The sequence below is a fragment of the Pseudoroseicyclus sp. CXY001 genome, assembly GCF_041714655.1.
Classification (GTDB): domain Bacteria; phylum Pseudomonadota; class Alphaproteobacteria; order Rhodobacterales; family Rhodobacteraceae; genus Pseudoroseicyclus_A.
Window position 1 is genome coordinate 2,674,835 of the sequence record NZ_CP168219.1, and the last position, 26,668, is coordinate 2,701,502.

The 26,668-nt window shown below is 68.0% G+C and carries 24 protein-coding genes; 9 read left to right on the plus strand and 15 right to left on the minus strand.

Annotated features, from left to right (window positions below):
* Nucleotides 1-66: 66 nt before the first annotated feature.
* The 14 genes from ACAZ03_RS13065 to coxB form a co-directional block, all read right to left on the minus strand.
* Nucleotides 67-1,905, minus strand: a complete 1,839-nt coding sequence (locus tag ACAZ03_RS13065) for a dipeptide ABC transporter ATP-binding protein (protein ID WP_373354215.1) — start codon at nt 1,903-1,905, stop codon at nt 67-69.
* 1 nt (nt 1,906) lies between these two features.
* The gene (locus ACAZ03_RS13070) at nt 1,907-2,821 is read right to left on the minus strand and encodes an ABC transporter permease subunit (protein ID WP_373354216.1); all 915 of its coding nucleotides are present in this window, start codon (nt 2,819-2,821) and stop codon (nt 1,907-1,909) included.
* A gap of 11 nt (nt 2,822-2,832) precedes the next feature.
* The gene (gene oppB / locus ACAZ03_RS13075) at nt 2,833-3,756 is read right to left on the minus strand and encodes an oligopeptide ABC transporter permease OppB (protein ID WP_373354218.1); all 924 of its coding nucleotides are present in this window, start codon (nt 3,754-3,756) and stop codon (nt 2,833-2,835) included.
* Nucleotides 3,757-3,833: 77 nt separating this feature from the next.
* Nucleotides 3,834-5,438, minus strand: coding sequence for a peptide ABC transporter substrate-binding protein (locus ACAZ03_RS13080; RefSeq protein WP_373354220.1), 1,605 nt, complete (start codon nt 5,436-5,438; stop codon nt 3,834-3,836).
* A gap of 238 nt (nt 5,439-5,676) precedes the next feature.
* Nucleotides 5,677-7,092 carry an FAD-binding oxidoreductase gene (locus tag ACAZ03_RS13085; protein ID WP_373354222.1) on the minus strand — a complete coding sequence of 472 codons (1,416 nt, stop codon included), beginning with the start codon at nt 7,090-7,092 and terminating at the stop codon, nt 5,677-5,679.
* A gap of 112 nt (nt 7,093-7,204) precedes the next feature.
* Nucleotides 7,205-7,789 (minus strand): GNAT family N-acetyltransferase, encoded by a 585-nt coding sequence (locus tag ACAZ03_RS13090; protein ID WP_373354224.1) that lies wholly within the window; start codon nt 7,787-7,789, stop codon nt 7,205-7,207.
* On the minus strand, nt 7,789-9,051 hold the full coding sequence (locus tag ACAZ03_RS13095) for a M16 family metallopeptidase (protein WP_373354226.1): 1,263 nt from the start codon (nt 9,049-9,051) through the stop codon (nt 7,789-7,791). Before ACAZ03_RS13095 ends, ACAZ03_RS13090 begins: the two co-directional genes overlap by 1 nt.
* Nucleotides 9,048-10,436 (minus strand): threonine synthase, encoded by a 1,389-nt coding sequence (thrC, locus tag ACAZ03_RS13100; protein WP_373354227.1) that lies wholly within the window; start codon nt 10,434-10,436, stop codon nt 9,048-9,050. The genes ACAZ03_RS13095 and thrC overlap by 4 nt, the downstream gene beginning before the upstream one ends.
* Before the next feature lie 6 nt (nt 10,437-10,442).
* Nucleotides 10,443-11,087 (minus strand): SURF1 family protein, encoded by a 645-nt coding sequence (locus ACAZ03_RS13105; RefSeq protein ID WP_373354229.1) that lies wholly within the window; start codon nt 11,085-11,087, stop codon nt 10,443-10,445.
* Nucleotides 11,088-11,160: 73 nt separating this feature from the next.
* A complete protein-coding gene (locus ACAZ03_RS13110; protein ID WP_373354231.1) occupies nt 11,161-11,964 on the minus strand; it encodes a cytochrome c oxidase subunit 3 in 804 nt (267 codons plus the stop codon).
* A gap of 24 nt (nt 11,965-11,988) precedes the next feature.
* Complete coding sequence (locus tag ACAZ03_RS13115) at nt 11,989-12,594, minus strand: cytochrome c oxidase assembly protein (RefSeq protein WP_373354233.1); 606 nt, start codon at nt 12,592-12,594, stop codon at nt 11,989-11,991.
* Complete coding sequence (locus ACAZ03_RS13120; protein ID WP_373354234.1) at nt 12,591-12,800, minus strand: hypothetical protein; 210 nt, start codon at nt 12,798-12,800, stop codon at nt 12,591-12,593. Before ACAZ03_RS13120 ends, ACAZ03_RS13115 begins: the two co-directional genes overlap by 4 nt.
* Entirely contained in the window at nt 12,800-13,735 is a 936-nt protein-coding gene (locus tag ACAZ03_RS13125) for a heme o synthase (RefSeq protein WP_373354236.1), read from the minus strand. Before ACAZ03_RS13125 ends, ACAZ03_RS13120 begins: the two co-directional genes overlap by 1 nt.
* A 53-nt stretch (nt 13,736-13,788) precedes the next feature.
* On the minus strand, nt 13,789-14,676 hold the full coding sequence (gene coxB / locus ACAZ03_RS13130) for a cytochrome c oxidase subunit II (protein ID WP_373354237.1): 888 nt from the start codon (nt 14,674-14,676) through the stop codon (nt 13,789-13,791).
* A 193-nt stretch (nt 14,677-14,869) separates the two neighbouring features.
* On the opposite strand from coxB, the gene tldD reads away from it, so the two are divergent.
* The 9 genes from tldD to ACAZ03_RS13175 all read left to right on the plus strand — a co-directional run bounded on the left by tldD (nt 14,870) and on the right by ACAZ03_RS13175 (nt 25,633).
* Nucleotides 14,870-16,282, plus strand: a complete 1,413-nt coding sequence (gene tldD / locus ACAZ03_RS13135) for a metalloprotease TldD (protein ID WP_373354239.1) — start codon at nt 14,870-14,872, stop codon at nt 16,280-16,282.
* Nucleotides 16,283-16,329: 47 nt separating this feature from the next.
* Entirely contained in the window at nt 16,330-17,079 is a 750-nt protein-coding gene (locus ACAZ03_RS13140) for an endonuclease NucS domain-containing protein (protein WP_373354241.1), read from the plus strand.
* Nucleotides 17,080-17,203: 124 nt separating this feature from the next.
* Nucleotides 17,204-18,463 (plus strand): DNA-processing protein DprA, encoded by a 1,260-nt coding sequence (locus ACAZ03_RS13145; RefSeq protein WP_373354243.1) that lies wholly within the window; start codon nt 17,204-17,206, stop codon nt 18,461-18,463.
* Between the two features lie 192 nt (nt 18,464-18,655).
* Complete coding sequence (gene topA, locus ACAZ03_RS13150) at nt 18,656-21,298, plus strand: type I DNA topoisomerase (RefSeq protein WP_373354244.1); 2,643 nt, start codon at nt 18,656-18,658, stop codon at nt 21,296-21,298.
* Nucleotides 21,299-21,423: 125 nt separating this feature from the next.
* Nucleotides 21,424-22,776 (plus strand): TrkH family potassium uptake protein, encoded by a 1,353-nt coding sequence (locus ACAZ03_RS13155; RefSeq protein WP_373354245.1) that lies wholly within the window; start codon nt 21,424-21,426, stop codon nt 22,774-22,776.
* Between the two features lie 106 nt (nt 22,777-22,882).
* Entirely contained in the window at nt 22,883-23,587 is a 705-nt protein-coding gene (locus tag ACAZ03_RS13160) for a CoA transferase subunit A (RefSeq protein WP_373354247.1), read from the plus strand.
* Between the two features lie 92 nt (nt 23,588-23,679).
* Complete coding sequence (locus tag ACAZ03_RS13165; RefSeq protein WP_373354248.1) at nt 23,680-24,720, plus strand: PAS domain-containing protein; 1,041 nt, start codon at nt 23,680-23,682, stop codon at nt 24,718-24,720.
* Nucleotides 24,721-24,732: 12 nt separating this feature from the next.
* On the plus strand, nt 24,733-25,356 hold the full coding sequence (locus tag ACAZ03_RS13170) for a 3-oxoacid CoA-transferase subunit B (protein WP_373354250.1): 624 nt from the start codon (nt 24,733-24,735) through the stop codon (nt 25,354-25,356).
* A complete protein-coding gene (locus tag ACAZ03_RS13175; protein ID WP_373354252.1) occupies nt 25,349-25,633 on the plus strand; it encodes a GNAT family N-acetyltransferase in 285 nt (94 codons plus the stop codon). Before ACAZ03_RS13170 ends, ACAZ03_RS13175 begins: the two co-directional genes overlap by 8 nt.
* A gap of 6 nt (nt 25,634-25,639) precedes the next feature.
* On the opposite strand, the gene ACAZ03_RS13180 is transcribed toward ACAZ03_RS13175, so the two are convergent.
* Nucleotides 25,640-26,512 carry a lytic transglycosylase domain-containing protein gene (locus tag ACAZ03_RS13180; protein WP_373354254.1) on the minus strand — a complete coding sequence of 291 codons (873 nt, stop codon included), beginning with the start codon at nt 26,510-26,512 and terminating at the stop codon, nt 25,640-25,642.
* Nucleotides 26,513-26,668 lie beyond the last annotated feature (156 nt).

The following is a 26,668-nucleotide window of genomic DNA, read 5'->3' on the forward strand; positions in this document are numbered from 1 at the left end:
ATTTGAAAAGGGGCAGAAGGCAGGTGCGCCCTGCCCTCTGCCCCTGTTCAGATCCTCCGGTGCCGGTCAGGAGGCGCGCAGCGCCTCGGTGCCGAGAACGGGATCGTGCTCGGCGGCGTAGTGCCCTGGCGCGATCTCGACGAGCTGCGGGCGGTATTGCTCCGCCTCGGGATCGTCCACCAGCTTCGACTTCATGAAGCGCAGCTGCGCGCGCGTGTCGAGCGGGCTCGGCAGGTCGCCCTCGAGCCGGACGCGCTCGCGCGAGCGTTCGGTCCTCGGGTCAGGGCGCGGCACCGCGGCGAGGAGTGCCTTGGTATAGGGATGCGCCGGGTTCTTGTAGATGTCCGGCCCGTCCGCCAGCTCCACCACGCGGCCGAGATAGAGCACCATGATCCGGTGGCTGACCTCGCGCACGACCGAGAGGTCGTGGCTGATGAAGATCATCGCCAGGCCCATCGACTTCTGCAGTTCGATCAGCAGGTCCACCACCCGCGCCTGCACGGAGACGTCGAGCGCCGAGACTGCCTCGTCGCAGACCACCAGCTTCGGCTCGGTGATCATCGCCCGCGCGATGCCGACCCGCTGGTTCTGGCCGCCCGACATCTCGTGCGGGTAGCGGTTGATCATGTTGCGCTCGAGGCCGACGCGCTCGAGCATCGCGCGCACCTTCTCGTCCCGCTCCTTGCGGGAGAGGTTGGGCCGGTGCACCTGCAGCGGCTCGGCGATCGAGGCGCCGACGGTCATGCGGGGGTCTAGGCTGGCCAACGGATCCTGAAAGACGATCTGCAGCTCCTCGCGGAGCTTGCGCATCGCCTTCTTGTCGCCCGCCGTCACGTCGCGGCCGAGCCAGACGACATCGCCATCGGTCGGCGGGATGAGCTGCAGGACGCCGCGCGCCAGCGTGGACTTGCCGCAGCCGGATTCGCCGACGACGCCCAAGGTCTGCCCGGGCCGCAGGTCGAAGGACACGCCGTCGACGGCGCGGAGCTGGCGCGTGCGCTTGAAGAGCCCCTTGCGGTCGATCTGCACGGGGAAGTGCACCTTCATGTCGCGGACCTTCAGGATCGGCTCCTCCCCCTCGCCCGCATCGGCGATGATGGAGGGGCGGTCGCCCCGGTCGGTGCGCTCCAGATGCGGCACGGCCTCCAGCAGCATCTGCGTATAGGGGTGCTTCGGCGCGTAGAAGATCTCGTCCGCCGTGCCGCGCTCGACCACCTCGCCATGGCGCATGACGATGATGTTGTCGGCCATGCGCGCCACCACGCCCATGTCATGGGTGATGAGGGCGATGCCGGTGTTCATCTCGCGCTTGAGGTCGTCCATCACGTCGAGCACCTGCGCCTGGACGGTCACGTCCAGCGCCGTCGTCGGCTCGTCGGCGATGAGCAGCTTCGGCCGGCAGAGGAGCGCCATGGCAATCATGATGCGCTGCCGCATGCCGCCGGAAAACTCGTGCGGATACATGTTGAGCCGCGCCTTGGCGGCCGGGATGCGCACGAGGTCGAGAAGCCGCACGGCCTCGGCCAGCGCCTCCTTCTTCGACTTGCCCTCGTGATGCTGCAGCACCTCCGCCATCTGGTCGGAGATGCGCATGTAGGGATTGAGCGAGGTCATTGGGTCCTGGAAGATCATGGCGATCTCCCGGGCGCGGATCTTGTTCATCTCGGCAAGCGGCATGCCGATCAGCTCGCGGCCGTTGTACTTGGCCGAGCCGGAGGCATAGCCGTTCTGGGCGAGAAGGCCGACGGCCGCGAAGGCCGTCTGGCTTTTGCCCGAGCCGCTTTCGCCGACGATGGCCAGCGTCTCGCCCCGGTCGAGCGTGAAGTCGATGCCCTTCACGGCGCTGACCACGCCGTCATTGGTTCGGAAATCGACCTTGAGGTTGTTGATCTCGAGCAGCGCCATGTCAGCGGTCCTTCGGGTCGAGCGCGTCGCGCAGGCCGTCACCGACGAAGTAGAAGGCCGTGAGGATGAGAACGAAGAAGGCGAGCGGGAAGTAGAGCATCCACAGCGTGCCGTAGTTCATGTTCTTGGCGCCGAAGTTGATGAGCGCGCCGAGCGAGGTGTTCGGCTCCTGCACACCGAGGCCGAGGAACGAGATGAAGCTCTCGGCGAGGATCATGCCGGGCACCAGCAGCGTCGCATAGACGATGACGATGCCGAGGAGGTTCGGCACGATGTGGCGCAGGATGATGACGATGCCCGGCACGCCGGTGGCATGGGCGGCCTCGACGAACTCCTTGTTCTTGATCGAGAGCGTCTGCCCCCGCGCGATCCGCGCCATGTCGAGCCACGAGATCAGGCCGATGCCGACGAAGAGCATCCCGATGGAGCGGCCGAAGATCACCAGAAGGATGATGAGGACGAACATGAAGGGGATGGCCATCAGGATGTCGACGGTGCGCATCATCAGGCTGTCGGTCTTGCCGCCGGCATAGCCGGCGACGGCGCCGTAGAGCGTGCCGACGATGACGGCGACGAGCGCGCCGAGAACGCCGACCATCAGCGAGATGCGCGTGCCCTGCACGGTGCGGGCGTAGAGGTCGCGGGCATCCTGGTCGACACCGAAGTAATGGCCGTTCTCGAAGCTTGGCGCGCCCTTCTGGGTGATGCTGCCGAGGATGCTCCAGTCGATCGTCTCGCCTTCCCACGTCGTCAGATACTGGCCGAAGAGCGCGAAGAGCAGCACGAGGATCAGCACGATCATCGAGACGACGGCGGCCTTGTTCTGCAAAAAGCGGTGACGGGCGTCGGCCCAGAGCGAGCGGCCGGCGATGTCGGTCGGCGGGGCGCTCTCGGCGCTTTGGTCCACTGCGGTCATGGCGCCCTCCGTCAGTAGCGGATTTTCGGGTCGATCCACGCGTAGAGGATGTCGACCACGAGGTTGAACAGGATGGTGAGCACACCGACGAGAATGGTGATCCCCATGATCACCGAATAATCGCGGTTGAAGGCCGAGTTCACGAAGAACTGCCCGATGCCGCCGGTGGAGAAATAGACGTCGATGATGACCGAGCCGGTGATCATGCCGACGAAGGCGGGGCCGAGATAGCTGAGCACAGGCATGAGCGTCGGCTTCAGCGCGTGCTTCCAGATGATCCGGCGGGTCGGCAGGCCCTTGGCGCGGGCCGTGCGGATGAAGCCGGTGTTGAGGACCTCCAGCATCGACGAGCGCGTCAGGCGGGCGATGGAGGCGAAATACGAGGTCGAGAGCGCGATCACCGGCATGATGATGTATTCGATCTGCCCACCGTTCCACCCGCCGCCCGGCAGCCAGCCGAGCCAGAGCGTGAAGATCAGAAGGAGGATCGGCGCGAGGACGAAGTTCGGCAGCACGCTCGCGCCGATGGCGACGCCGACGGCAGCGTAATCGACGGTCGAGTTGTGACGGATCGCGGCGATGGCGCCTAAAGTCACGCCCAACACGACCGCCACCACGAACGACCAGAAGCCGTAGGTCAGCGTCACAGGGAAGCCGTGGGCGATGATGTCCGAGACCGACTGATCCTTGTATTTGAACGAGGGACCGAAGTCGAAATGCAGGACGATGTTCTTGATATAGTTGAAAACCTGCATCGGGTAGGACTGATCCAACCCGTAGCGTGCCTCGATGTTCGCCAGCGTCTGCGCCGGCAGGGGACGTTCGGAATTGAACGGCCCGCCGGGGGCGGTGAACATCAGCACGAAACTGATGATGACCAGAAGAAGAATGGTCGGAATGGCGACGGCTAGGCGTCGCAGAATGAAGGAGAGCATGGCGGCGACCCCGGAAATGGCGGCGCACGCCCCGCTCCGTTCTGGAGCGGGGCGTGCCCTGTTGTCATGTCAGAGTGTCACTCGGACGAGGCCAGCGAGAAGTCCTTGACGTAGAAGTTGCCCTGGACGTTGTCGTAGGGCCAGCCCTCGATGTCGGGGTTCAGCATGAACACCGACGTGTAGTGATAGAGCGGGATCACCGGCATGTCCTCGGCGACGATCTCCTCGATCTGGGTGTAGAGCGGCTGCGGGTCTTCAGCCGTCTTCGCCTCGTCGAGCAGGGCATCGACATCCGCGTTCACATAGGCGGCGTCGTTGTAGCCCGAGTTGGAGTCCATCAGGTCGAGGAAGGTCGAGGCCTCGTTGTAGTCCCCGCACCAGCCGGCGCGCGAGATGTCGAAGTTGCCGTTGCCGCGCTCTTCGAGGAACGTCTGCCATTCCATGTTGGCGAGCGTGGCTTCGATGCCGAGGTTCTGCGCCCACATCTGCGAGACAGCGACGGCGATCGACCGGTGGCCTTCGGAGGTGTTGTAGAGGATCTCGACCGAAAGCGGCTCGCCGCCTTCACCGTAGCCGGCACCGGCCAGAAGCTCCTTGGCCATCTCGTTGCGCTCTTCCTGCGTCATCGACGCGAAGGGCACTTCGGGGACCGTGAAGCCGGCGGTGGCGCCGGGCGTGAAGGTGTAGGCCGGGATCTGGCCGGCCTGCAGCACGTTCTCGACCAGGATGTCGCGGTCGATCGCGAGGCTCAGCGCCTTGCGGACATCGGCGTTCTGCGCCCATTCAGGCCCGGTGTCGCGCAGGTTGTAGTTGTAGTAGTAGGTGCAGAGCGACGGCACGGAAACCGCCTGATCCGGGTATTCTTCGGACAGAGCCGGGAACTGGCCGGTCGGCACTTCGGTGCGGTCGAGCTCACCGGCGAGGTAGCGGGTGAGCGCCACGTTCTCGTCGTTGATGATGAGGAACGTCACCGTTTCGATCTCGGTGTTGGCGTTGTCCCAGTAGTTCTCGTTGCGCTCGGCGACGAGACGCTCCTGCGGGACGCGCTCGGTCAGCACATAGGCGCCGTTCGAGACCATGTTGCCCGGCTGCACCCAGTCGGAGCCGAACTCTTCGACGACATGCTGCGGTACCGGGAAGGTCGTGGTGTGCGTGACCATCTGCGGGAAGTAGGGCAGCGGCTGCGTCAGGTGCACGACGAAGGTGTGGTCATCCGGGGCTTCGACGCCCAGCTCGGACGGCTCGACCTCGCCGGCGATGACGGCCGAGGCGTTCTCGATCGACATCAGCTCGATGTACCAGGCGTAGGGGGAGGCCGTTTCCGGGTTGGCGGCGCGCTGCCAGGAATAGACGAAGTCCGACGCCTTCACCGGCTCGCCATCGGACCAGACGGCCTCGGGGCGCAGCGTGAAGGTATAGGTCAGGCCGTCGTCCGACATCTCGTAGCCGGTGGCGACGCCGGGAATCACTTCGCCGGCCGCATCCTGGTTCATCAGGCCTTCGAAGAGCTGACGAGCGATGTCCGACCCGCCGACGTCCTCGATGAGGCTCGGGTCGATCGACGGGCTTTCGTCGAGCATGCGCATGGTGAAGCTGGAGCCGTCCTGGGCGATGCCGGCGGTGCCGACGAGGCCGAGGACGAGGGCTGCGGTGCCGCCCTTGAGAATGGTTTTGACTGTCATTGAAGTCTCCCTGTCAAATGAAGCGCGCGGAGCTTGTCCCGTCTCCTACGCGTCGTGAATGACTGCCGCGCGGGGAGCCGCGCGCCATGACCCCGATCCTTTGGCCTGCCGAAGAAAAGTGCAAGAGCCTTTGAAAATGACATGACGGCAAAGTCTGACCTGCACGTGAGCTTTGCCGGTTTGCTGCGCTTTTGCAGGAACACTCGTCAGTCTGACGAGGCAACCTTCGATATGTCGGTCAGTTTTCGCGCAGTACCGCCCCGGGATTGAGCAGCCCCCGCGGGTCGAGCGCCCGTTTGAGCGTCGACATCGCGGCAAGTTTACCCGGATCGCCATAACGCGCCAGGTCGTCGCGTTTCAGCCGGCCGATGCCGTGCTCGGCGCTGATCGTGCCGCCGCGGGCGACGGTCAGATCGTGAACGATCCGCGAGAGCTCGGGCGCGACATCGCGATAGGCATCGCGGGATTTTCCTTTTGGCGGGAATAGGTTGTAGTGAAGATTGCCGTCGCCCAGATGGCCGAAGCAATTGACGCGCAGATCCGGCGCGACCTCCGCCAGGCGGCCGGGAACCTCGGCGAGAAAGCCCGGCAGCTCGCTCAGCGGCAGCGCGATGTCATGGCTGGCGATGGCGCCGATGCGCCGGTTCGCCTCGGGGATGGATTCGCGCAAGGACCAGAGCGCCTGCCGCTGCGCCTCCGACGAGGCGATGATTCCGTCGGTGACGAGCCCCTCCGCCTCCGCCGCCTCGTAGAGCCCGGCGAGCAGCGTCTCGGCATCGCCGCCGACCGGCAGGCCCACCTCGGCGAGCACCATCCACTCCGGCGTCTCGGCGAAGGGATGCGTCACGTCGAAGCCCGTCTCCTCCAGGAAATCCGGCCCCTGCCGGTGGATCAGCTCGAAGGCGGAAAGCGCCTCGCCCGAGCGCGACTGTGCCAGCGCCAGGAGCTTCAGCGCCGCCTCGGGCGACGGTACCGCCAGCGCCGCGGTGCCGATCTCGGCCGGGCGCGGCACGAGCTTCAGCGCCGCGGCGGTGATGATAGCGAGCGTGCCCTCTGACCCGATGATGAGATCGCGCAGGTCGTAGCCGGTGTTGTCCTTCCTCAGCCGCGTGAGGGCATTCAGCACCGTGCCGTCCGCCATCACCGCCTCGATGCCGAGGCAGAGGGCGCGGGCATTGCCCCAGCGCAGGACGTTGATTCCCCCCGCGTTGGTCGCGAGGAGCCCGCCGATCCGCGCCGAGCCCTCCGAGGCGAGCGAAAGCGGAAAGAGCCGCCCCTCCGCCTCCGCCGCCGCCTGCACCTCGGCCAAGACGCAGCCGGCCTCGGCAATGAGCACGTTCTCGGCCGGGTAGACGGCCCGGATCGCCTGCATCCGCTCCAGCGACAGGACGAGCGGCACCGGCCCCTCTGGCATGATCTGCCCGCCGACGAGCCCCGTGCCGCCGCCATAGGGCACGATGCCGACGCCCGCCTCGGCGCACAGGCGCACCACCTCCGCCACCTCCTCCGTCGAGCGAGGCGCCACCACGGGGCCCCGCCCCCGCCAGCGGCCGCGCGGATCCTCGTGATAGGGGCCCGTGTCGGCGCGAACCGCATCGGGGCCGAGACGGTCGGTGATCCGCGCGATCAGCGCATCGGAGGCATCGGTCAACATGGGCGGGAGCCAAGCACCGCCGGCGCCCGGGGGCAAGCCGGTCGGAACGGGCGGGGGGCAGATTTAGAGCGGAGAGTTCCGGGGCGAGAGCCGTCCCCGAAGACTGTCCGGCTCAGCCGGCGCCGGTCTTGCCGCGCCGGTCGCTACGCAGGTTGGCGTAGAGCACGTGGTTCCGCCAGCGGCCGTTGATCTGCAGATAGCTCTGCGCCACACCCTCGTATTTGTAGCCGCAGCTTTCGAGGAGCCCGCGCGAGGGCGCGTTCTCCGGCAGGCAGCCCGCCTCGATGCGGCTGAGATCGAGGACGGAGAACGCGTGGTGCACGAGCGCCCGGATCGCCTCGCGCATGTAGCCCTGCCGCTGGTAGGGCTCGCCGATCCAGTAGCCGGTCGTACCGGCCTGCGCCGGGCCCCGGCGGATGTTGTCGAGCGTGATGGCGCCGAGGAGCGCGTCATCCTCGCGCCGGATCAGGAAGAGCGGCAGGGCCGAACCCTGATTGATCGAGCGCTGCGCCCAGTAGACGCGGTTCGTGAAGCTCTTGCGGGTCAGGTGATCCGCGGCCCAGGTCGGTTCCCAGGGCTTGAGGAACGCCGCACTTTCGGCCCTCAGACTCGTCCAGGCGCGGAAATCGGCATGGGCGGGAGGGCGCAGGGTCAGGCGCTCGGTCTCGAGCCGCACCCGGCGGCGGGGGCCGAGCATCAGAGGGCAAGACGCCGGCGGAGCGTCTCCATCTCCGGCGCCTTCCCCGCGGGGCCGTAGAGCGCCATGGCCATGCCGGCCTGGCCGAGCCGGCCGCCCTCGGCCTTCACATCGGCCAGTGTCACATCGGCGATGCGCGCCTCGGCCTCTTCCAGCGTCGGCACCCGGCCCCAGATCTGCAGCATCCGCGCCAGACGCTCGGCGCGGTTCGACGGGCTTTCCAGCCCCATCATCATGCCGGCGAGGATCTGCGCCTTGGCGCGCGCCACTTCCGCCTCGCTCATGTCATCGGCCGAGCGGCGGATTTCCTCCACCGTCAGCTCGGCGAGCTGGGCGATCTCCTCCTCCGAGGTCCCGGCATAGATCGTCAGCATCCCGGTGTCGGCATAGGCGCCGGCCTGGGCGAAGATCGTGTAGCAGAGCCCCTTTTCCTCGCGCACCTTCTGGAAGAGGCGCGAGGACATACCGCCGCCCAGCGCCATCGAATAGACCTGCGCCGCGAAGACCTTGGGGTCGCGGTAATGCGGCCCCTCGATCCCCAGCGTGAAATGCACCTGCTCGAGCCTCTTGAGCTCGCGCCGCTCGCCAGAGACGAAGCTGGCGGGCGCCGCCGCCTCCTGCCCGCCATCGGCCGGCAGGTCGCCGAAGAGCGCCTCCGCCTGGGCGACGATGGCGTCGTGATCGACGGCGCCGGCGGCGCAGAGGAGCATCTCCTCCGGGCGATAATGCTCGGCCACGAAGCGGCGGAGGTCGGCCTTCGAGAAGGCCGAGACCCGCTCGGCGGGCCCGAGGATCGAGCGGCCGATGGACTGGCCCGGATAGGCAACCTCCTGCAGCCAGTCGAAGATGATGTCGTCGGGCGTGTCGAGCGCCTGGCCGATCTCCTGCAGGATCACGTGGCGCTCGGTCTCGACCTCGGCATCGTCGAAGGCGGGGTTACGCAGGATATCGGCGATCACGTCCAGCGCCAGCGGCACGTCGGCCTCCAGCACGCGGGCGTAATAGGCGGTCATCTCGCGGCCCGTATAGGCGTTGATATAGCCGCCCACGTCCTCGATCGCCTCGGCGATGGCGAGCGCGCTGCGGGTCTTGGTGCCCTTGAACGCCATGTGCTCGAGGAAATGCGCGATGCCGTTCTGCTCTTCGCGTTCATGCCGGCCGCCGGCCTGCACCCAGATGCCGATGGCGGCGGAGCGCATGGAGGGCATCTTTTCGGTGGCGACGCGCAGGCCGTTGGAAAGCGTATGAACCTGGACTGTCACGAGCGGCGTCTCTCCCGGATGAAGGCTTTGAGGGTGCCGAGGTCGTCCGCCATCGGCGTCACCGTTTCCGGCCGGTCATACAGGTCCGCCATCTGGCTGGGAAGGGGCGGGCGGAGGCCGATGGCCTTCTCCACCGCGTCGGGGAACTTGGCCGGATGGGCGGTGGCGAGGGTGATCATGGGGTTCCGCCCGAGGTGATCCTCGGCGACGTGATAGGCCACGGCCGAATGCGGGCAGAGCACCTCGCCGGTGAGGAGCTGCGCCCGGAAGATCGCCTGCAGCGTCTCGTCTTCGCTGGCGCGGCCCGAGGCGAAGCGCTCCTTGAGGAAGCCCCAGGCCCCCTGCCCCAGCGCATAGCCGCCCTCGTTGGCGAGCCCCTCCATGGCCGCGGTGACGGCGGTGCCGTCGCCGTCATAGGCCTCGAAGAGCACGCGCTCGAAATTCGACGACACCTGGATGTCCATCGAGGGCGAATGCGAGGGCACCACGCCCTCGCGCCGCTGCTCGCCGGTGGCGAGGGTGCGGTGGAGGATGTCGTTCTGGTTTGTGGCGATGACGAGCTTGCCGACGGGCAGCCCCATGCGCCGGGCGATATGGCCCGCGAAGATATCGCCGAAATTCCCGGTGGGGACGGTGAAGTCCACCGCGCGATGGGGCGCGCCGAGCGTCGTGGCGGAGGTGAAGTAATAGACGACCTGCGCGAGGACCCGCGCCCAGTTGATCGAGTTCACCCCGGCGAGGCCCACCTCGTCGCGGAAGGCGTGGTCGTTGAAAAGGTCCTTCAGCCGGCCCTGACAGGTGTCGAAATCGCCTTCGAGCGCGATGGCATGGACGTTGTCGGCCCCGGCGGTGGTCATCTGCCGGCGTTGCACCTCTGACACCCGGCCCTCGGGGAAGAGGATGAACACATCGACATTGGCGAGGCCCTTGAAGGCCTCGATGGCCGCCGAGCCGGTATCGCCGGAGGTGGCGCCGACGATGGTGATCCTTTTACCCGAGCGCGCCAGCGAGGCCTGCATGAGCTGGCCGATGAGCTGCATGGCGAAGTCCTTGAAGGCCAGCGTCGGCCCGTGGAACAGCTCGAGGAGGAAGTGTTTCGGCCCGAGCTGCTTCACCGGCGCGCGGGCGGCATGGGCGAATTCGCCATAGGCCGCCGCGATGAGCCGGATGAGCTCGCCCTTGGTGAAGGCGTCGCCCACGAAGGGAGAGATGACCCTCAGCGCCACCTCCTCATAGGGCTGGCCAGCGAGCGCCGCGATCTCGCTCTCGCTGAACTGGGGCACCTCTTCGGGCACGTAGAGGCCGCCGTCGCGGGCGAGGCCGGTCAGCATCGTCTCCTCGAAGCCGAGGGCGGGGGCGCGGCCGCGGGTAGAGATGTAGCGCATGGGGCGTCAGTCCTTGGATCGAAGGGTGCGGCGGATGAGATACACGCTCATGCCCGCCCAGACGAGGGCAATCCCGAACCACTGGATCGCATAGCCCAGATGGTTGTTGGCAATCCCCTCGGTCGTGACCGGCAGAGGGGCGACGAAGGTGAGGGGCGGCGCGACCTCGCGCGCGACGACGAAGACCGGCCCGGTGCCGAGCACTTCTGCCATGCCCTCGGGGCTGCGGGCGGCCCAGGGGTTCTGGACCATGGGCGCCGGCGTGCCCTTGCCGACCGGCGTGTCGAGATTGCCGGCGATGGTCAGCGGCCCCTCCGGCAGCGCCGCGGCGGCGCCCATGGGCGCGAGGCCGAGGTCGACCATGATGCGGCGGCCCTCCTCCGTCTGCACCGCGACGACAAGATCCTCCTCGCTGCCGGAATAGATGAAGCGCAGCGGGTCGCCCTCGATCCGGCCGGTGAGTGTGACGGGGGTATAGTCGGGGGCGCCCAGCGCCGCCTCAAGCGCCAGCGGCTCCGCGGCGATGCGGGCCTCGATCTCGGCGAGGATGGCCTCCTTCCACTCCAGGCGGCGCAGCTGCCAGAGCCCGAGCGAGACCAGGACGGCACAGCCGACGATACCGAAGATCAGCGGAACGAGGATGCGGCGCATCGGCCCTCCCGGAAAAAGCGAGGGGCGCGCGAAGGCCCTGCCCCCGCGCGCCCCGCTAGCTGTCAGGCCGGTGTCAGCCGCCCCAGATGTAGACGGCGCAGAACAGGAACAGCCAGACCACATCGACGAAGTGCCAGTACCATTCGGCCGCCTCGAAGCCGACATGGTTCTCCGGCGTGAAATGGCCGCGATAGGCGCGGAACAGGCAGACGGCGAGGAAGATCGTGCCGATCACCACGTGGAAGCCGTGGAAGCCCGTCGCCATGAAGAAGGTCGCCCCGTAGATATTGCCGGAGAAGCCGAAGGCGGCGTGGCTGTATTCGTAGATCTGGAAGGCGGTGAAGAGCATGCCGAGAAGCACGGCGAGCCAGAGCCCGGCCTTCAGGTCCTTGCGGTTGTTCTCATGCGTCAGCGCATGGTGGGCCCAGGTGGCCGCGGCGCCGGAGCACAGGAGCACGAGCGTGTTGATCAGCGGCAGGTGCCAGGGGTCGAAGGTCTCGATCCCCGCCGGCGGCCACTGGCCATCGACCATCGGGCTCTCGGGGCCCATCGGGTAGAGGGCGTTCTTGAAGAAGACCCAGAACCAGGCCGAGAAGAACATGACCTCGGACATGATGAAGAGGATGAAGCCGTAGCGCAGGCCGATGCGCACGACGGGCGTGTAATCCACCCCGCTCTCGCCCTCGGCCACCGTGTCGGACCACCAGGCATACATGGTGTAGAGCACACCCACGAAGCCGATGAGGAACATGTAGGGGCCCGAGTCATGCATCCACAGGACGGCGCCGAAGAGCATGACGAAGGCCGAGACCGCCCCGGTCAGCGGCCAGATGGACGGGTTCAGGATGTGGTAATCATGGTTCTTGGCATGGGCCATTGTCGCCGTCCCTCGGGTGGTTCTTCAATAGGTGTCTATGGCGCCTTCAAGAGGGGCTGTCAAAGCCCCCGGCTGGGCTTGCGGGGCCAGGGAGGCATACTCCTCCGGCAGGTCGATCTCGTAGAAGGTATAGCCTAGGGTGATCGTCGTCGTGCCGCTCGCGTCGCGGTCGCGGGTGATCTCCGGGTCGACGAAGAACGACACGGGCATCATCACCGTCTCGCCCGGCTGGAGCACCTGCTCGGTGAAGCAGAAGCACTCGATCTTGTCGAAATAGCCGCCCGCCTCGTAGGGCGTGACGTTGTAGGCCGCCTGGCCGGCCACCGGCCGGTCGGTCGGGTTCGACGCCTCGAAGAAGGCCAGGGCCGTCTCGCCGATGCGCACTTCCATCTCCCGCTGGGCGGGGCGGAAGGTCCAGGGCATGTCGCGGTCGAGCGAGGCGTCGAAGCGGATGGTCATGGTGCGGTCGAGGATCTCGTCCGAGCCGGCGGTTGCCACGCCGGTCTCGCCGCCGAAGCCGGTGACGCGGCAGAACCACGAGTAGAACGGGACGGCGGCGAAGGAAAAGCCGACCATGACGATGGCGACGCCGACGAGGCTGAGGGCCATCTTTCCGGGGGTCATCTTCATTGGCGCGCGCCCTCCTCCTCCTGTGGGACCAGCGCCGGATTGGCGACATGGTCGAAGCTCTCGAAGGCCCGGGCATCGCCGAGCCGCGTCACCTTCACCACGGTCAGCCCGAAGACCAGCCCGACGAAGGCGATGAGGATGATGAGCAGCCCCCAGTTCCGCCCGGAGCGGCGGCGGTGAAGCTCGTGTTCGACGCGGATGGCCATCAGGACCCCCAGAAGGCGCTGAGCGCCGATTGTGCAAGAAGGGCGCCGAAATGGCCGAAGAGATACCAGAGCGACACCATGAAGACCCGCTTCTCGGTGGCGTAGCTGTCCGCCTCCGCCTCCGCCTCGCTCCGGCGCGCGATGGCGAGGACGCCGAGCGCGAACCAGATGTCGAGCGCCAGCGCCGCGGCGAGGTAGATCCAGCCGCCGATGGAGGTGAAGCCAATCCCGAGCGAGACGGCGACGAGCGGCAGCGTATAGGCGAGGATCTGGCGGCGGGTGGCGGCGCGGCCATGCGTCTCGGTCAGCATCGGCACGCCGGCATCGCCGTAGTCGGACTTCACGAAGAGCGCCAGCGCCCAGAAATGCGGCGGCGTCCACATGAAGATGAGAAGGAACATCAGCACCGATTCGAGGCTCACCCCGCCCGTCACCACCGCCCAGCCGATCATCGGCGGGAAGGCCCCGGCGGCGCCGCCGATGACGATGTTCTGCGGCGTGCGCCGCTTCAGGATCATCGAATAGATGACCGCATAGAAGAAGATCGTGAAGGCGAGGAGCCCCGCGGCCAGCAGGTTCGTCGCCAGCCAGAGCAGCACCACGGCGAAGCCCGAGAGCGCCAGCCCGAGGCCCAGCGCCTCTTCCCGGCGGACGCGGCCGCCCGGGATGGGGCGCGAGCGGGTGCGGCGCATCTTGATGTCGATGTCGCTGTCCCACCACATGTTCAGCGCGCCCGAGGCGCCAGCGCCGACCGCGATGCACAGGACCGCCACGAAGGCGATGTAGGGATGCACGCCGCCCGGCGCGACAAGCAGCCCGACCAGCGCCGTGAAGACGACGAGCGACATCACCCGCGGCTTCAGCAGCTGGAAGTAGTCGCCGAGCCCGGCTTCCGCCGGGACGGCAGCACCCTCGGTGAGGCTGGCATCCTGCATGTCGTCTCTACCCTTGTCGGCGCCGCGGAGGGCCGCGGCGCTCCCGCCGGTCCTCAGACCGGGAACTCGTCCTGCGCCATGGCGAGCCAGGCGTCATACGTCTGCCGGTCGACGACCTTCACGACGATCGGCATATAGGCGTGATCCTTGCCGCAGAGCTCGGAGCACTGGCCGAAATACACGCCGGGGCGCTCGGCCCGGAACCACAATTGCGCGAGCCGGCCGGGCACCGCGTCCTGCTTCACGCCGAAGGCCGGCATGGCCCAGGAGTGGATCACGTCGGCGCCGGTGACGGTCATCACCACGGTGGCGCCGAGCGGCACGACGACGGCATTGTCGGCCGCGAGGCGGAAGTCATCGTCGGAATAGCCGTAGGAGGCGAGATCGGCCGAGACCTCCTCCGTCAGCGCGCCATTGCCGGAGCCGATCATGAAGGCGTCGAAATAGACGCCGTCGTCGACATATTCATAGCCCCAGTACCACTGGTAGCCGGTGACCTTGATGTGGATGTCGCCGTCCGGGATCGTTTGCTGCTTGAAGAGCACCGGCAGCGAGAAGGAGCCGATGAAGACGAGGATGACGATGGGCACGATCGTCCAGGCCACCTCGAGCGGCGAGTTATGCGTGAAGCGCTTCGGCTCGGGGTGCATCCGGCGGTTGTAGCGGACGATCACGAAGGCCAGGAGCAGCAGCACGAAGACCACGATGCCGGAGATGATCCACAGCAGCATCGTGTCGAGCCAGTGAATGTCGCGGGCGAGCTCGGTCGCGGCCGGCTGGAAGCCGATGGCGCGGTCTTCGGGGTGCCCGACGACGGGCAGGCCGGAGAGCAGCTCCTGCATCTCGGCGCTCTGCGCGGCGGCCTGGCCGGCCACGACAAGGCCGGTGACGGCGGTGGCGAAAGCGGCGAGCCCGCGACGGATGAGACTGGAACCTTGCATCTTGTCCCCTGGGGTTCTGGCGCTCGCGCGCGGGTGGTGATGCGCTGCCGGCGGGCCCTCCGGGGGTCGGCCGATTGCGGTTTGGCGCTCTATACCCATATCCTTGCGGTCAGAACAAGAAGGGCGACCGGCAATTATGCCGCCCCAGAAGATGCCGCCCGGCCCGGCCCCGGGCCCCGATGAGGAGAGCCCCATGTCCGACGCCCCCTTCCGCCCCTTCGAGACGCTGATCGGCGAGGCCGAGGCGCTCGCCCGCCTGCGCGAGGCCGTGGCCGGCGCCGATGATGGCGAGCTCTTCCTCGAGCGCCGCTCCACCGAGGCGCTCGGCTTCGACGACGGGCGCCTCAAGACGGCGAATTTCGATGCGACGGAGGGGTTCGGCCTGCGCGCCGTGCGCGGCGACGTGGCGGGATATGCCCATTCGACCGAGATCTCCGAGCGGGCGCTGGCCCGGGCCGTCGCCACGGCGCGGCTGGCCGTGGGCGACGGCGGCGGCACCATGGCGCCGCCCCCCGCCGCCACCAACCGCAAGCTCTACGGCGACGAGAACCCGATCACCGGCGCGAGCTTCGGGCTGAAGGTCGACCTCCTCCGCGAGATCGACGCCTATGCCCGCGAGCGTGATTCCCGCGTCGTGCAGGTCTCCGCCTCCATGGCCGCCAGCCATCAGGAGGTGGTGATCCTGCGGCCCGAGGGCCATGCGGTCTCCGACATCCGGCCCATGGCGCGGCTGAACGTGCAGGTGATCGTGGAAGAGAACGGCCGCCGCGAGAGCGGCCATTCGGGCGGCGGCGGGCGGCACGGGATCCAGCTCCTGATGGCGCCGGACGCCTGGAAGCCGCATGTCGACGAGGCGCTCCGCATCGCGCTCGTCAACCTCGGGGCCGAGGCGGCGCCGGCGGGCGTCCTCGACGTGCTCCTCGGGCCGGGCTGGCCGGGGATCCTCCTCCACGAGGCCGTCGGCCACGGGCTGGAGGGCGATTTCAACCGCAAGGGCTCCTCCGCCTTCGCCGGGCTCATGGGGCAGGAGGTCGCCGCGAAGGGCGTGACCGTGCTCGACGACGGCACCATCGAGGGCCGCCGCGGCTCGCTGACCGTCGATGACGAGGGCACGCCCTCGGGCAAGAACGTCCTCATCGAGGACGGACGGCTCGTCGGCTACATGCAGGATCGCCAGAACGCCCGGCTGATGGGCGTGGCGCCGACCGGCAACGGCCGCCGCGAGAGCTTCGCCCACATCCCCATGCCGCGGATGACCAACACCTACATGCTCGCCGGCGATTCGGAGCCCGGGGCGCTGCTCGGCGACCTGAAAGACGGCATCTGGGCGGTGGGATTCGGCGGCGGACAGGTGGACATCACCTCCGGCAAGTTCGTCTTTTCCTGCACCGAGGCCTATCGGGTGAAGAACGGCAAGAAGGGCGCCGCCATCAAGGGCGCGACGCTGATCGGCGACGGCGCGACGGCCCTGAAGCAGATTCGCGGCATCGGCAACGACCTCGCGCTCGACCCCGGCATCGGCAATTGCGGCAAGGCCGGGCAATGGGTGCCGGTGGGCGTCGGCCAGCCGTCCCTGCTGATCGGGGGGTTGACGGTGGGGGGCTAGCGTCCGGCACGAAAAGCTCAGATAGATTTTTATCCAAGAGGTCTTTGATGCATTTGAGTTATCCTCACTGGCTCGCGCAGGCAGTTCCTTCCCGAAGCACTGCTCAGACCAAGCTCAGCGACCTGCGAAGAGTCGAGGCGCACTACGGCGACCTGGACGAGCACTTCGACAAGGACGAGTTGCAAGGCATCGCTGACGAGCTCACCTACAGTGCCGACGATGCGAGGCTCGGTCGACCGAACCCCTCACGGTTGGAGATCAATGGCGACCTCCGTAGCAGTCTCTCCTCCTACAAATCTGCCGTTACAAAATACATTCGCTTCCGACAGGAAGTAGAGATCGAGAGTGCCAGGGGCACCTTGGTAGAAGAGGGTCTGGCCTCTCCTGATCGGGCAATGGAGCCGGGGCAGACCTTTTCCCTCGAGCGCGACCTGCAGGCGGCGCTTCGGCGAGACATCACCCAGCTCGAACCCGGGCTGACCATCATCGACGGCGGGGCGGAACGGAGTGTTGCGTCAGGCCGCATCGACATTCTCGCCCAAGATACGGAAGGCCGCACAGTGGTGATCGAACTCAAGGCGGTGAAGGCGACGCGCGACTCGCTGGCGCAGCTTATGGCCTACATGGGCGATCTGGTCGACGACGAGAATCACAGCAACATTCGCGGATTTCTCGTCGCGCCGGACTTCGATGCAAAGACCATCTCCGCCAGTCGCGTTGTCCCGACAATAGCACTGCGCGCCTACAGCTTTTCGTTCAAGTTCACCGAGATAGGGACGCCGGCCCTCCCGTCTTGAAGCGACAAGGGCGCCGGACGATGAAGTTCAGACGCCCCGAGATCTGAGAAAAACAATTTGATTCAATTCATCACTCGTTAACCTCGTGACCCTAATCCTTGTCTTGCAACAGGACGAGGTCAGGATGGCCGGGGAAACCCCTTCTTCCACTCACCCCCCACTCCCACCCACCACGGAAGATGAACGGCTGTCCTGGCTTCGCCTGTTGCGCTCCCGACGCGTCGGGCCGCAGACATTCCATCGGCTGATCCGGCAGCATGGCAGCGCAAGGGCCGCACTCACGGAACTCCCCGCTCTCGCCAGGGCCGCCGGTGACATGGAGTATCAGATCTGCCCCGAGGGCCCTGCCCGCGCCGAGCTGAAAGCCGCGCGCCGCGCCGGGGCTGCCCTGCTGTGCTGGGGCGCCCCGGACTATCCCGCCGCGCTCATGACCATCCCCGATGCCCCGCCGCTCCTCTGGGCGCTCGGCGACATACGGTTCGCGAACCGACCCGCCGTGGCGCTCGTGGGCGCGCGCAACGCCTCCTCCCTCGGGCTCCGCATGGCGCGGCGGCTCGCCGGCGAGCTGGCGGAGGCGGGGATCACCGTGGTCTCGGGCCTCGCCCGGGGGATCGACGCGGCCGCGCATGAGGCGGCGCTCGGGGCCGGCAAGGGCGCCGGGGCGGGGTCGCAGGAGCGGCCCCGGGGCAGCGAAGGCGCGGGCCGCATGGCCGGCCCCAGCCAGCCCCCGGCAGGCAGCACCATCGCCGTCTTCGCGGGCGGCGCCGACGTGCTCTACCCGACTCAGAACGCCGCCCTCGCCCGCGCCATTGCCGCACGCGGGCTGATCCTCACCGAGCAGCCCTTCGGCCTGCAGCCGCAGCCGCGGCACTTCCCCTTGCGCAACCGCATCGTATCCGGCCTCGCGCTCGGCGTCGTCGTGGTCGAGGCCGCTGCGCGCTCCGGCTCGCTGATCACCGCCCGCACGGCGCTCGATCAGGGGCGGGAGGTGCTGGTCGTCCCCGGCCATCCGCTCGATTCGCGGGCCTCGGGCTGCAACATGTTGCTGCGCGACGGCGCGACGCTCGTCCGCAGTGCCGAAGACGTGATCTCCGCGCTCGGCCCGCTCCTTGAGCCCGCCTTCGACCTCCGCCCCGACGCCCCCGCCCTGCCGCTCGGCGAAGAGATCGCCGCCCTGCCCGCCCCCGCCCCCCGCCCTTCGGGCGAGACGCGAGCGCTCCATGCCGCGATCCTCGAAAAGCTCTCCGCCGCGCCCCTGGGGGAGGACCAGCTCCTGCGCGATGTCGGCGCCGCGGCGGGCGAGTTCGGCCCCGCGCTCACCGAGCTGGAACTCGGCGGCAGCATCCGCCGCGAGGCCGGCGGGCTCTTGACCCGGGCGGTCTGACGCCCCACTTGGCCCGGGCTGACCGGCGCCGGAGCTCGCGGGGGGCCCGGGCCGAATGCCCCCTCCCCGCCCTTTCCGGCCCCGGATTGACAATCGCCGCGGCGCGCCCCCATGGTCGCGCCCCAATCGCCGGCCCCGGCCGGCCCGCCTGGCCCGGCTCTCGGGCCGCCCCCGAGGGAGATCCGTCCGCCCATGCCCGTCGTCGTCGTCGAATCTCCCGCCAAGGCCAAGACGATCAACAAATATCTGGGGCCGGATTACATCGTCCTCGCCTCCTACGGCCATGTCCGCGACCTGCCGCCAAAGGACGGATCCGTCGACCCCGACGCCGATTTCGCCATGACCTGGGAGATCGCTGCAGACAGCCGCAAGCATGTGAAGGCCATCGCCGATGCGCTGAAGAACGACCCCTCGCTCATCCTCGCGACCGACCCCGACCGCGAGGGCGAGGCGATCTCGTGGCACCTGCAGGAGGCGCTGACGGCCCGCAAGGCGATCAAGAAGGACACCGCGGTCTCCCGCGTCACCTTCAACGCCATCACCCAGAGCGCCGTGACCGAGGCCATGGCCCATCCCCGCCAGGTGGATGCGCCGCTGGTGGAGGCCTACCTCGCCCGCCGCGCGCTCGACTATCTCGTCGGCTTCAACCTCTCGCCCGTCCTCTGGCGGAAGCTGCCCGGCGCCAAGTCGGCGGGGCGCGTCCAGTCGGTGTGCCTGAGGCTCATCGTCGAGCGCGAGATGGAGATCGAGGCCTTCCGCGCCCAGGAATACTGGAGCGTCAAGGCCGAGCTCGCCACCCCGCGCGGCCAGACCTACGAGGCCCGGCTCGTCACCCTCGCCGGCAAGAAACTGGAGAAATTCGACCTCGGCGATGCCGGTGCGGCCGATATGGCGGTCTCCGCCATCCAGAAACGCGACCTCAAGGTCACCTCCGTCGAGGCCAAGCCCGGCACGCGCAACCCTGCGCCGCCCTTCATGACCTCGACGCTCCAGCAGGAGGCCAGCCGCAAGTTCGGCTTTGGCGCCCGGGCCACGATGTCGGCCGCCCAGCGGCTCTACGAGGCCGGCCTCATCACCTATATGCGGACGGACGGGATCGACATGGCGCCCGAGGCGGTCATGGCCGCCCGCGAGGCGATCAAAGCGAAATACGGGGCGGAGTACCTGCCGGATTCCCCCCGCATGTACAAGAACAAGGCCAAGAACGCGCAGGAAGCCCACGAGTGCATCCGCCCGACGGACATGACGCTCTCCGCCGACCGGCTGAAGATCTCAGACCCCGACCAGCGCAAGCTCTACGATCTCATCTACAAGCGCACACTCGCCAGTCAGATGGCGGCGGCGCGGCTGGAGCGGACAGAGGTCAACATCGGCTCGTCCGACGGGCAGGTGGGCCTGCGCGCCACCGGCCAGGTGGTGCTCTTCGACGGCTTCATCCGCATCTATGAAGAGGGCCGCGACGACAGCGTCGATGACGACGAAGACGGCAACCGCCTGCCGCAGATCGCGCAGGGCGAAGCCGCCGACAAGCGCGCCGTCACGCCGGAGCAGCATTTCACCCAGCCGCCGCCCCGCTACACCGAGGCGACGCTGGTCAAGCGCATGGAAGAGCTCGGCATCGGCCGGCCCTCCACCTATGCCTCGATCGTCACGACGATCCAGGACCGGGAATATGTGAAGAAGGACAAGGGCCGCCTCATCCCCGAGGACAAGGGAAGGCTGGTGACGGCGTTCCTCTCCAACTATTTCAACCGCTACGTGCAATACGATTTCACGGCGGCGCTTGAGGAGCAGCTCGACAGTGTCTCCGCCGGCGATGCGCAGTACAAGGACGTGCTGGCGCGGTTCTGGCGCGATTTCTCGGCGGCCATCGCCGAGACCTCCGAGCTGCGGATCACTGACGTCCTCGAGAAGATCAACGAGGTGCTCGAGCCGCATCTCTTCCCGCCGACGGAAGACGGCTCCGACCCGCGGGCCTGCCCGAACTGCGGCACGGGGCGGCTGTCGATGCGCACCGCCCGCTCCGGCGGCGCCTTCATCGGCTGCTCGAACTACCCCGAATGCCGCTACACCCGGCCCTTCGGCCCGCCCGGGGCTGAGGAATCGAACATCCCCGCCGAGGGCAAGCTCCTCGGCCACGACCAGGGCGACCCGATCACGCTCCGCGACGGGCGCTTCGGGCCTTACGTCCAGCGCGGCGATGTGACGGAGGAGGTGCCGAAGCCGCCCCGCGCCTCGCTGCCGAAAGGCTGGGAGCCCGAGGCGCTGGATCTGGAGAAGGCGCTGCGGCTCCTCTCCCTCCCCCGCGAGGTCGGCAAGCATCCCGAGGATGGCGAGCCGGTCGAGGCCGGCATCGGCCGCTACGGGCCCTTCGTGAAGCACGGGCGGCTCTATGCGAACCTCAAGGAGGCCGACGAGGTCTTCGAGATCGGCATGAACCGCGCCGTCGAGCTTCTCGCCCAGAAGGCCGCCAGCCGCGGCGCCGGGCGGGGCGCCGCCGCCAAGCCGCTGAAGGAGCTCGGCGAGCATCCGGACGGCGGCGCGATCTCTGTCATGCCGGGGCGCTACGGACCTTACGTGAAGTGGGAGAAGGTCAATGCGACCCTCCCCAAGGACGTCGAGCCCGAGGCGGTGACGCTGGACCAGGCCGTGGAGCTCGTCAACGAGAAGGCGGCCAAGAGCGGCAAGGGCAAGAAGAAAGCCGCGCCGAAGAAGGCGGCCGCGGCGAAAAAGCCCGCCGCGAAGAAGGCGCCGGCCAAGAAGACCGCGGCCAAGAAGCCGGCCGCGAAGAAGCCGGCCGCCAAGAAGGCCGAGCCCAAAAGCGACGCAGGCTAAAGGGCGCGGGAACCTGCCCGCCACCGGCGGCGTTTATCGGGGCGGCCCTTCCCGGGCCGCCCATGTCCACCGCAGGAGCCAGATCGCCGCCCCGACCTTCCGGCGGCGCCCTTCAGGACCCCCCCATGACCTTCACATCCATGTCCGCCCGGCTTGCCCGGGCCTATCGGCATCTGACCGAGCGACCGGCGCGCGGCCTTCTCATCGGCTATCTCGCCTATATGCTGGCCGGCTGGCTGCTGCTGCTCCTGCCGTTTTCGCGCACGGTGCCCGTCGCGGCGCTCGATTCGCTCTTCATCGCCACCTCGGCGGTCTCCACCACGGGGCTGGTGACCGTGGACCCGGGTAGCAGCTACACCTTCTTCGGCGAGCTGGTGATCCTCGCGCTCATCCAGATGGGCGGGCTCGGCTACATGACCATCGGCTCCTTCGCGCTGATCGCCGTGCAGCGGCATCTCTCGGCGGAGCGCGAGCGCAACGCCCGCACCGCGTTCGAGCTGCCGGCAAAGATGGCGCTGCAGCCCTTCATTGCCTCCGTCGTCATCTTCACGCTGATCGCCGAGGCGGCCGGGGCGGCGGCGCTCTATCCGATGCTGAAGGCGGCCGGGGTGGAGGCGCCGCTCTGGTCGGCGCTCTTCCATGCCGTCTCGGCCTTCTGCACCGCCGGCTTCTCGCTTTTCCCGACGAGCCTCGAGGCCTTCAGCGCCCATCCGGGCGTCGTCGCCGTGATCTCGGCCCTGTCGCTGATGGGCGCCATGGGCTTCCTGATCGTCGTCGACATCTGGCGGTCGCTCCGCCGGCGGCGGGCGCGGGCCTTCTTCACGACGAAGATCATAGTGCGGATCACGCTGGCCTTCCTCGTCCTCGGCACCGCGCTTCTCGCCATCGACGACCCGGTCATCGCCGCCCTGCCCCTCGGCGAGCGGCTGCTCGCCGCCTTCTTCCAGACGATGTCGGCCGCGACGACCGTGGGCTTCGACACCGTGCCCATCGCCGCGCTCGGGCCGGCCTCGATCATGGCGCTCATCGTGCTTATGGTCATCGGCGCCTCGCCGGCCGGCACCGGCGGCGGGCTCAAGACCACTTCCTTCGCGGCGCTCTTCGCGCTGGTGCGCGCCACGCTCCGCGGCGAACGCGAGGTGCGCTTCATGAACCGCCGCCTGCCGGAGGAGAAGATCCGCACCGCCGCCGCCTCGCTCGCCTATTACGCCGGGGTCATGAGCGTCGCCATGATCCTCCTCCTCACCACGGAGGCCGGCCAGCCTTTCGAATCTGTGCTCTTCGAGGCGGTCTCGGCCATCGGCACGGTCGGCCTGTCGCTCGGGCTGACGTCAGAGCTGACGGCGGCGGGCAAGCTGATCCTCATCGTCCTGATGACGGCCGGGCGGCTCGGCATCCTCACCTTCGGCATCGCGCTGGCGGTGAAGCACATGCCCGAGCCGGGCAGCGAGACGCCGCCCGAACCGGGCGCCGGCTGAGCCTGCCGCACCGCAGCAATTATCACCATCCCGGGGCCTGTGGCCGCGTTGACTTTGCCAAGGCTGCAAGCGACAACGTCTTTTGACGACAGCGAGGAGGGGTGTCATGCAGAAGGTTTACGGCTCGGCCGCAGAGGCTCTGGACGGCCTCCTTTTTGACGGCATGATGATTGCCGCCGGCGGTTTCGGGCTCTGCGGCATACCCGAACTGCTGATCGAGGCGCTGGTCGAGGCCGGCACCAAGGACCTCACCGTCGCCTCCAACAATGCCGGCGTCGACGGCTTCGGGCTCGGCAAGCTGCTCGAGACGCGCCAGATCAAGAAGATGCTCAGCTCCTATGTCGGCGAGAATGCCGAATTCATGCGGCAGTACCTCTCGGGCGAGCTGGAGCTGGAATTCAACCCGCAGGGCACGCTCGCGGAGCGGATGCGCGCCGGCGGCTGCGGCATCCCCGGCTTCTACACCAAGACCGGCGTCGGCACGGTCATCGCCGAGGGCAAGGAGCACAAGGAGTTCGACGGCCAGACCTATATCCTTGAGCGCGGCATCTTCGCCGATCTCTCCATCGTCAAGGCCTGGAAGGCGGACGAGACGGGCAATGCGGTCTTCCGCAAGACCGCCCGCAACTTCAACCCGCCCGCCGCCATGTGCGGCAAGGTCTGCGTGATGGAGGTGGAGGAGATCGTGCCGACCGGCAGCCTCGAGCCCGATTCCATCCACCTGCCCGGCATCTATGTGCACCGCATCATCCAGGGGCAGCACGAGAAGCGCATCGAACAGCGCACCGTCCGCCAGCGGGAAGAGGCCTGATGGGCAGCGGCCGTGATGTCATATGACGTTTCGGCCGGGTGCCGCGGGCTGATAGGTTTGCGGTACACCCCAAGGCACCTTATGGACCCCCGATGACCGAGACCTTCCCTTCCCCCATCCCGCCCGAGGCCTTCTCGGACAGGGAGGCGATGGCGCTTCTGGACCATTCGAACATCTCGCTGCTGGTGACGGATCCGCGCCTGCCGGACAATCCGATCGTCTACGTCAACGCCGCCTTCGAGACGGTGACGGGCTACACGCGCGACGAGGTGCTCGGCCGCAACTGCCGCTTCATGCAGGGCCCGATGACGGATCCCGAGGATATCGAGCTCCTCCGCCGCGCCATCGCGGACGGGGTGGAGACGACGATCGACATCCTCAATTACCGGAAGAACGGCTCGAGCTTCGTCAACCGGCTGGTGATGACGCCCGTGCGGCAGAATGGCGAGATCCGCTACTTCCTCGGCATGCAGAAGCCGCTGACGCGGGCCGAGCGGCTGCGGTCGATCAACTTCGGCACGCGCATGGTGCGCGAGCTGCAGCACCGGGTGAAGAACCACCTGGCGATGCTGGGCTCGCTCATCCGCATCGAGGGCCGCCGCGCCGCCGAGCCGGGGCCCTTCCAGCATCTCAGCGAGCGGCTCGCCGGGCTGCAGGCGCTTTACGAAGAGCTGTCGGACCCGGCCGGCGACCGCGCGGCGGGCGATGTGGCTCTCGGCCCCTTTTTGCAGCGCATCGCCGATGCCGTGGCGCGGACGGGCGGCGCCGAGGGCGTGACGATCGGCGTCGACGCCCCCGAGGGCGCCCGCGTCTCGACGCTGGTCGGCGGCAAGATCGGCTTTCTGGCCTCCGAGATCGTCACCAACGCCGTCAAGCACGCCTTCGAGGGCCGCGAGAGCGGCCGCGTCCAGATCGTGGCCACCGCCGACGGCGACGACCTCCGCCTCATCTTCGACGATGACGGCACCGGACTCGCCGAAGGGGCCGAATGGCCGCGCGCCGCCTCTGTCGGCGGCCGCATCCTCGCGGGGCTCCTGGCCGAGCTGGAGGCGACGCTTGCGATCGACACCGGTGCGGACGGCACGCGCATCACGATAGACATTCCCGGCGGTCTCGACGCCGGGACCCTTTGAGGAGGACGGGAAATGCCCTGGGATCGGAGCCAGATGGCGGCGCGCGCCGCTGAAGAGCTGGAAGACGGCATGTATGTGAACCTCGGGATCGGTATCCCGACGCTCGTCGCCAATTACGTGGGCGACAAGGACATCACGCTGCAATCCGAGAACGGGATGCTCGGCATGGGTCCCTTCCCCTATGAGGGCGAGGAGGATCCCGACCTCATCAACGCCGGCAAGCAGACGATCACCGAGCTGAAGCGCACGGCCTATTTCGACTCTGCGCAGAGCTTCGGCATGATCCGCGGCGGCAAGATCGCCGCCGCCATCCTCGGCGCGATGGAAGTGGCGGAGAATGGCGACCTCGCCAACTGGATGATCCCCGGCAAGCTCGTGAAGGGCATGGGCGGCGCGATGGATCTCGTCGCCGGCGTCGGCAAGGTCATCGTGGTGATGGATCACCAGAACAAGCACGGAGAATCGAAGGTCCTGAAGGAATGCTCCCTGCCGCTCACCGGCGCGGGGGTGGTCGACCGGATCATCACCAATCTCGGCGTGCTCGATGTCGTCGAGGGCGGGCTCAGCATCGTCGAGCTGGCCGACGGGGTCACCGAGGACGAGATGCGCGCCGCGACCGAGGCGACGATTGTCTGACGTCCGCTACGACGAGGGGGGCGGCAAGGGCCGCTACTTCATCGAAAGGCCGGAGGGGGTGGCGGAGCTGGTGCTCTCGCTCTCCTCCCCCCGGCTGGTCATCGCCGAACATACCGAGGTGCCGACGGCGCTGGAGGGCCAGGGCCTTGCCCGGCTGCTGCTCGACGCGCTCCTCGCGGATGCGCGCGAGAAGGGCTTCCGCATCGTGCCGCTCTGCCCCTATGTGAACGCCCAGCGCCGGCGCCACCCCGAATGGGCGGAGCTCTTCAGCGGCTGAGACCGGTCAGAGGTTGTTCACCGTGAAGACGCAACCGTCGGAGAGCAGCTCCGGCGGCGTCTGGCAGAGCCCGCGGGCGAGGCGCCAGGCGGCGAGCACCTTCGGCACATAAGCCCGCGTCTCGGCATAGGGCGGCACGCCGCCATTGTCGCGCACCGAGCCTTCGCCGGCATTGTAGCCGGCCAGCGCCAGCACCGCGTCCCCTTGGAAATGACGCATCAGCCAGTCGAGATAGGCCGTACCGCCGCGGATGGACTGCACGGCGTCGAGCCGGTCGCTGACGCCGAAGCGCGTGGCCGTGTCGGGCATGAGCTGCATGAGCCCCGCGGCGCCGGCATGGCTCTCCGCCCCCGCATTGCCGGCGCTTTCGACGGCGATCACCGCGAGCACAAGCGCCGGGGAGACATCGGTGCCGATGGTGGCGGCGAGGATGTCTCGGCCATGCGCCTCGGCGATGCCCTGCAACGTCGCGAGCCGGGGGACGGGCAGCGCCGCCGCCTCGTCCGGCGGGGCGGCGAGCGTGCCGAGCGCGGCATTGACCCGTTCGGCGGCGCCCATGCCGAGCTCGGCCGGCACCACGGCCCAGAACCAGTCGACAGCGCTCGGCGCGGCGCCGGGCTGCATGGCGACCGGCAGCGCCTCCGGCGCGGCGGCGAGATCGGTCACCGGCTCGCGCGGCGCGAAGGCGGAATTGCCGGCGCGGATGGCGCTCGGCGCCGTGGGGTCGATCTGCACCGAGATGCGCGGCGCGGAGCCGGCGGGCGGAGCAGAGACGCGGCGAAAGGTGAAATCGGGCTGCAGGCGCGTGTCCTGGCCTGCGGCGGGCCCCGCGACAGCAAGGACCAGCCCGGCCAGCGCCGTGCCTAGGATGCGTTTCATGCTCTGCCTCGTCTCGCGGGTGGTCTGGTCGCCCCCGTCGTTGGCCGATCCTCGCATGAAAGGGCCGATGAGGGCAGCCGCCCCGGCCCGCATTGCCGCATTCCTGCGGACTTTCGGTGACAATTGGCGAGGTTTGCCAATAATATCAATAGTTTG

What these genes read in the sequence shown, in the direction of transcription:
- ACAZ03_RS13065 (WP_373354215.1), bottom strand. Translation starts at nt 1,905, where the DNA reads ATGGCGCTGCTCGAGATCAACAACCTCAAGGTCGATTTCCGAACCAAT.
- ACAZ03_RS13070 (WP_373354216.1), bottom strand. Translation starts at nt 2,821, where the DNA reads ATGACCGCAGTGGACCAAAGCGCCGAGAGCGCCCCGCCGACCGACATC.
- oppB (WP_373354218.1), bottom strand. Translation starts at nt 3,756, where the DNA reads ATGCTCTCCTTCATTCTGCGACGCCTAGCCGTCGCCATTCCGACCATT.
- ACAZ03_RS13080 (WP_373354220.1), bottom strand. Translation starts at nt 5,438, where the DNA reads ATGACAGTCAAAACCATTCTCAAGGGCGGCACCGCAGCCCTCGTCCTC.
- ACAZ03_RS13085 (WP_373354222.1), bottom strand. Translation starts at nt 7,092, where the DNA reads ATGTTGACCGATGCCTCCGATGCGCTGATCGCGCGGATCACCGACCGT.
- ACAZ03_RS13090 (WP_373354224.1), bottom strand. Translation starts at nt 7,789, where the DNA reads ATGCTCGGCCCCCGCCGCCGGGTGCGGCTCGAGACCGAGCGCCTGACC.
- thrC (WP_373354227.1), bottom strand. Translation starts at nt 10,436, where the DNA reads ATGCGCTACATCTCTACCCGCGGCCGCGCCCCCGCCCTCGGCTTCGAG.
- ACAZ03_RS13105 (WP_373354229.1), bottom strand. Translation starts at nt 11,087, where the DNA reads ATGCGCCGCATCCTCGTTCCGCTGATCTTCGGTATCGTCGGCTGTGCC.
- ACAZ03_RS13110 (WP_373354231.1), bottom strand. Translation starts at nt 11,964, where the DNA reads ATGGCCCATGCCAAGAACCATGATTACCACATCCTGAACCCGTCCATC.
- ACAZ03_RS13115 (WP_373354233.1), bottom strand. Translation starts at nt 12,594, where the DNA reads ATGAAGATGACCCCCGGAAAGATGGCCCTCAGCCTCGTCGGCGTCGCC.
- ACAZ03_RS13120 (WP_373354234.1), bottom strand. Translation starts at nt 12,800, where the DNA reads ATGGCCATCCGCGTCGAACACGAGCTTCACCGCCGCCGCTCCGGGCGG.
- ACAZ03_RS13125 (WP_373354236.1), bottom strand. Translation starts at nt 13,735, where the DNA reads ATGCAGGATGCCAGCCTCACCGAGGGTGCTGCCGTCCCGGCGGAAGCC.
- coxB (WP_373354237.1), bottom strand. Translation starts at nt 14,676, where the DNA reads ATGCAAGGTTCCAGTCTCATCCGTCGCGGGCTCGCCGCTTTCGCCACC.
- tldD (WP_373354239.1), top strand. Translation starts at nt 14,870, where the DNA reads ATGTCCGACGCCCCCTTCCGCCCCTTCGAGACGCTGATCGGCGAGGCC.
- ACAZ03_RS13140 (WP_373354241.1), top strand. Translation starts at nt 16,330, where the DNA reads ATGCATTTGAGTTATCCTCACTGGCTCGCGCAGGCAGTTCCTTCCCGA.
- ACAZ03_RS13145 (WP_373354243.1), top strand. Translation starts at nt 17,204, where the DNA reads ATGGCCGGGGAAACCCCTTCTTCCACTCACCCCCCACTCCCACCCACC.
- topA (WP_373354244.1), top strand. Translation starts at nt 18,656, where the DNA reads ATGCCCGTCGTCGTCGTCGAATCTCCCGCCAAGGCCAAGACGATCAAC.
- ACAZ03_RS13155 (WP_373354245.1), top strand. Translation starts at nt 21,424, where the DNA reads ATGACCTTCACATCCATGTCCGCCCGGCTTGCCCGGGCCTATCGGCAT.
- ACAZ03_RS13160 (WP_373354247.1), top strand. Translation starts at nt 22,883, where the DNA reads ATGCAGAAGGTTTACGGCTCGGCCGCAGAGGCTCTGGACGGCCTCCTT.
- ACAZ03_RS13165 (WP_373354248.1), top strand. Translation starts at nt 23,680, where the DNA reads ATGACCGAGACCTTCCCTTCCCCCATCCCGCCCGAGGCCTTCTCGGAC.
- ACAZ03_RS13170 (WP_373354250.1), top strand. Translation starts at nt 24,733, where the DNA reads ATGCCCTGGGATCGGAGCCAGATGGCGGCGCGCGCCGCTGAAGAGCTG.
- ACAZ03_RS13180 (WP_373354254.1), bottom strand. Translation starts at nt 26,512, where the DNA reads ATGAAACGCATCCTAGGCACGGCGCTGGCCGGGCTGGTCCTTGCTGTC.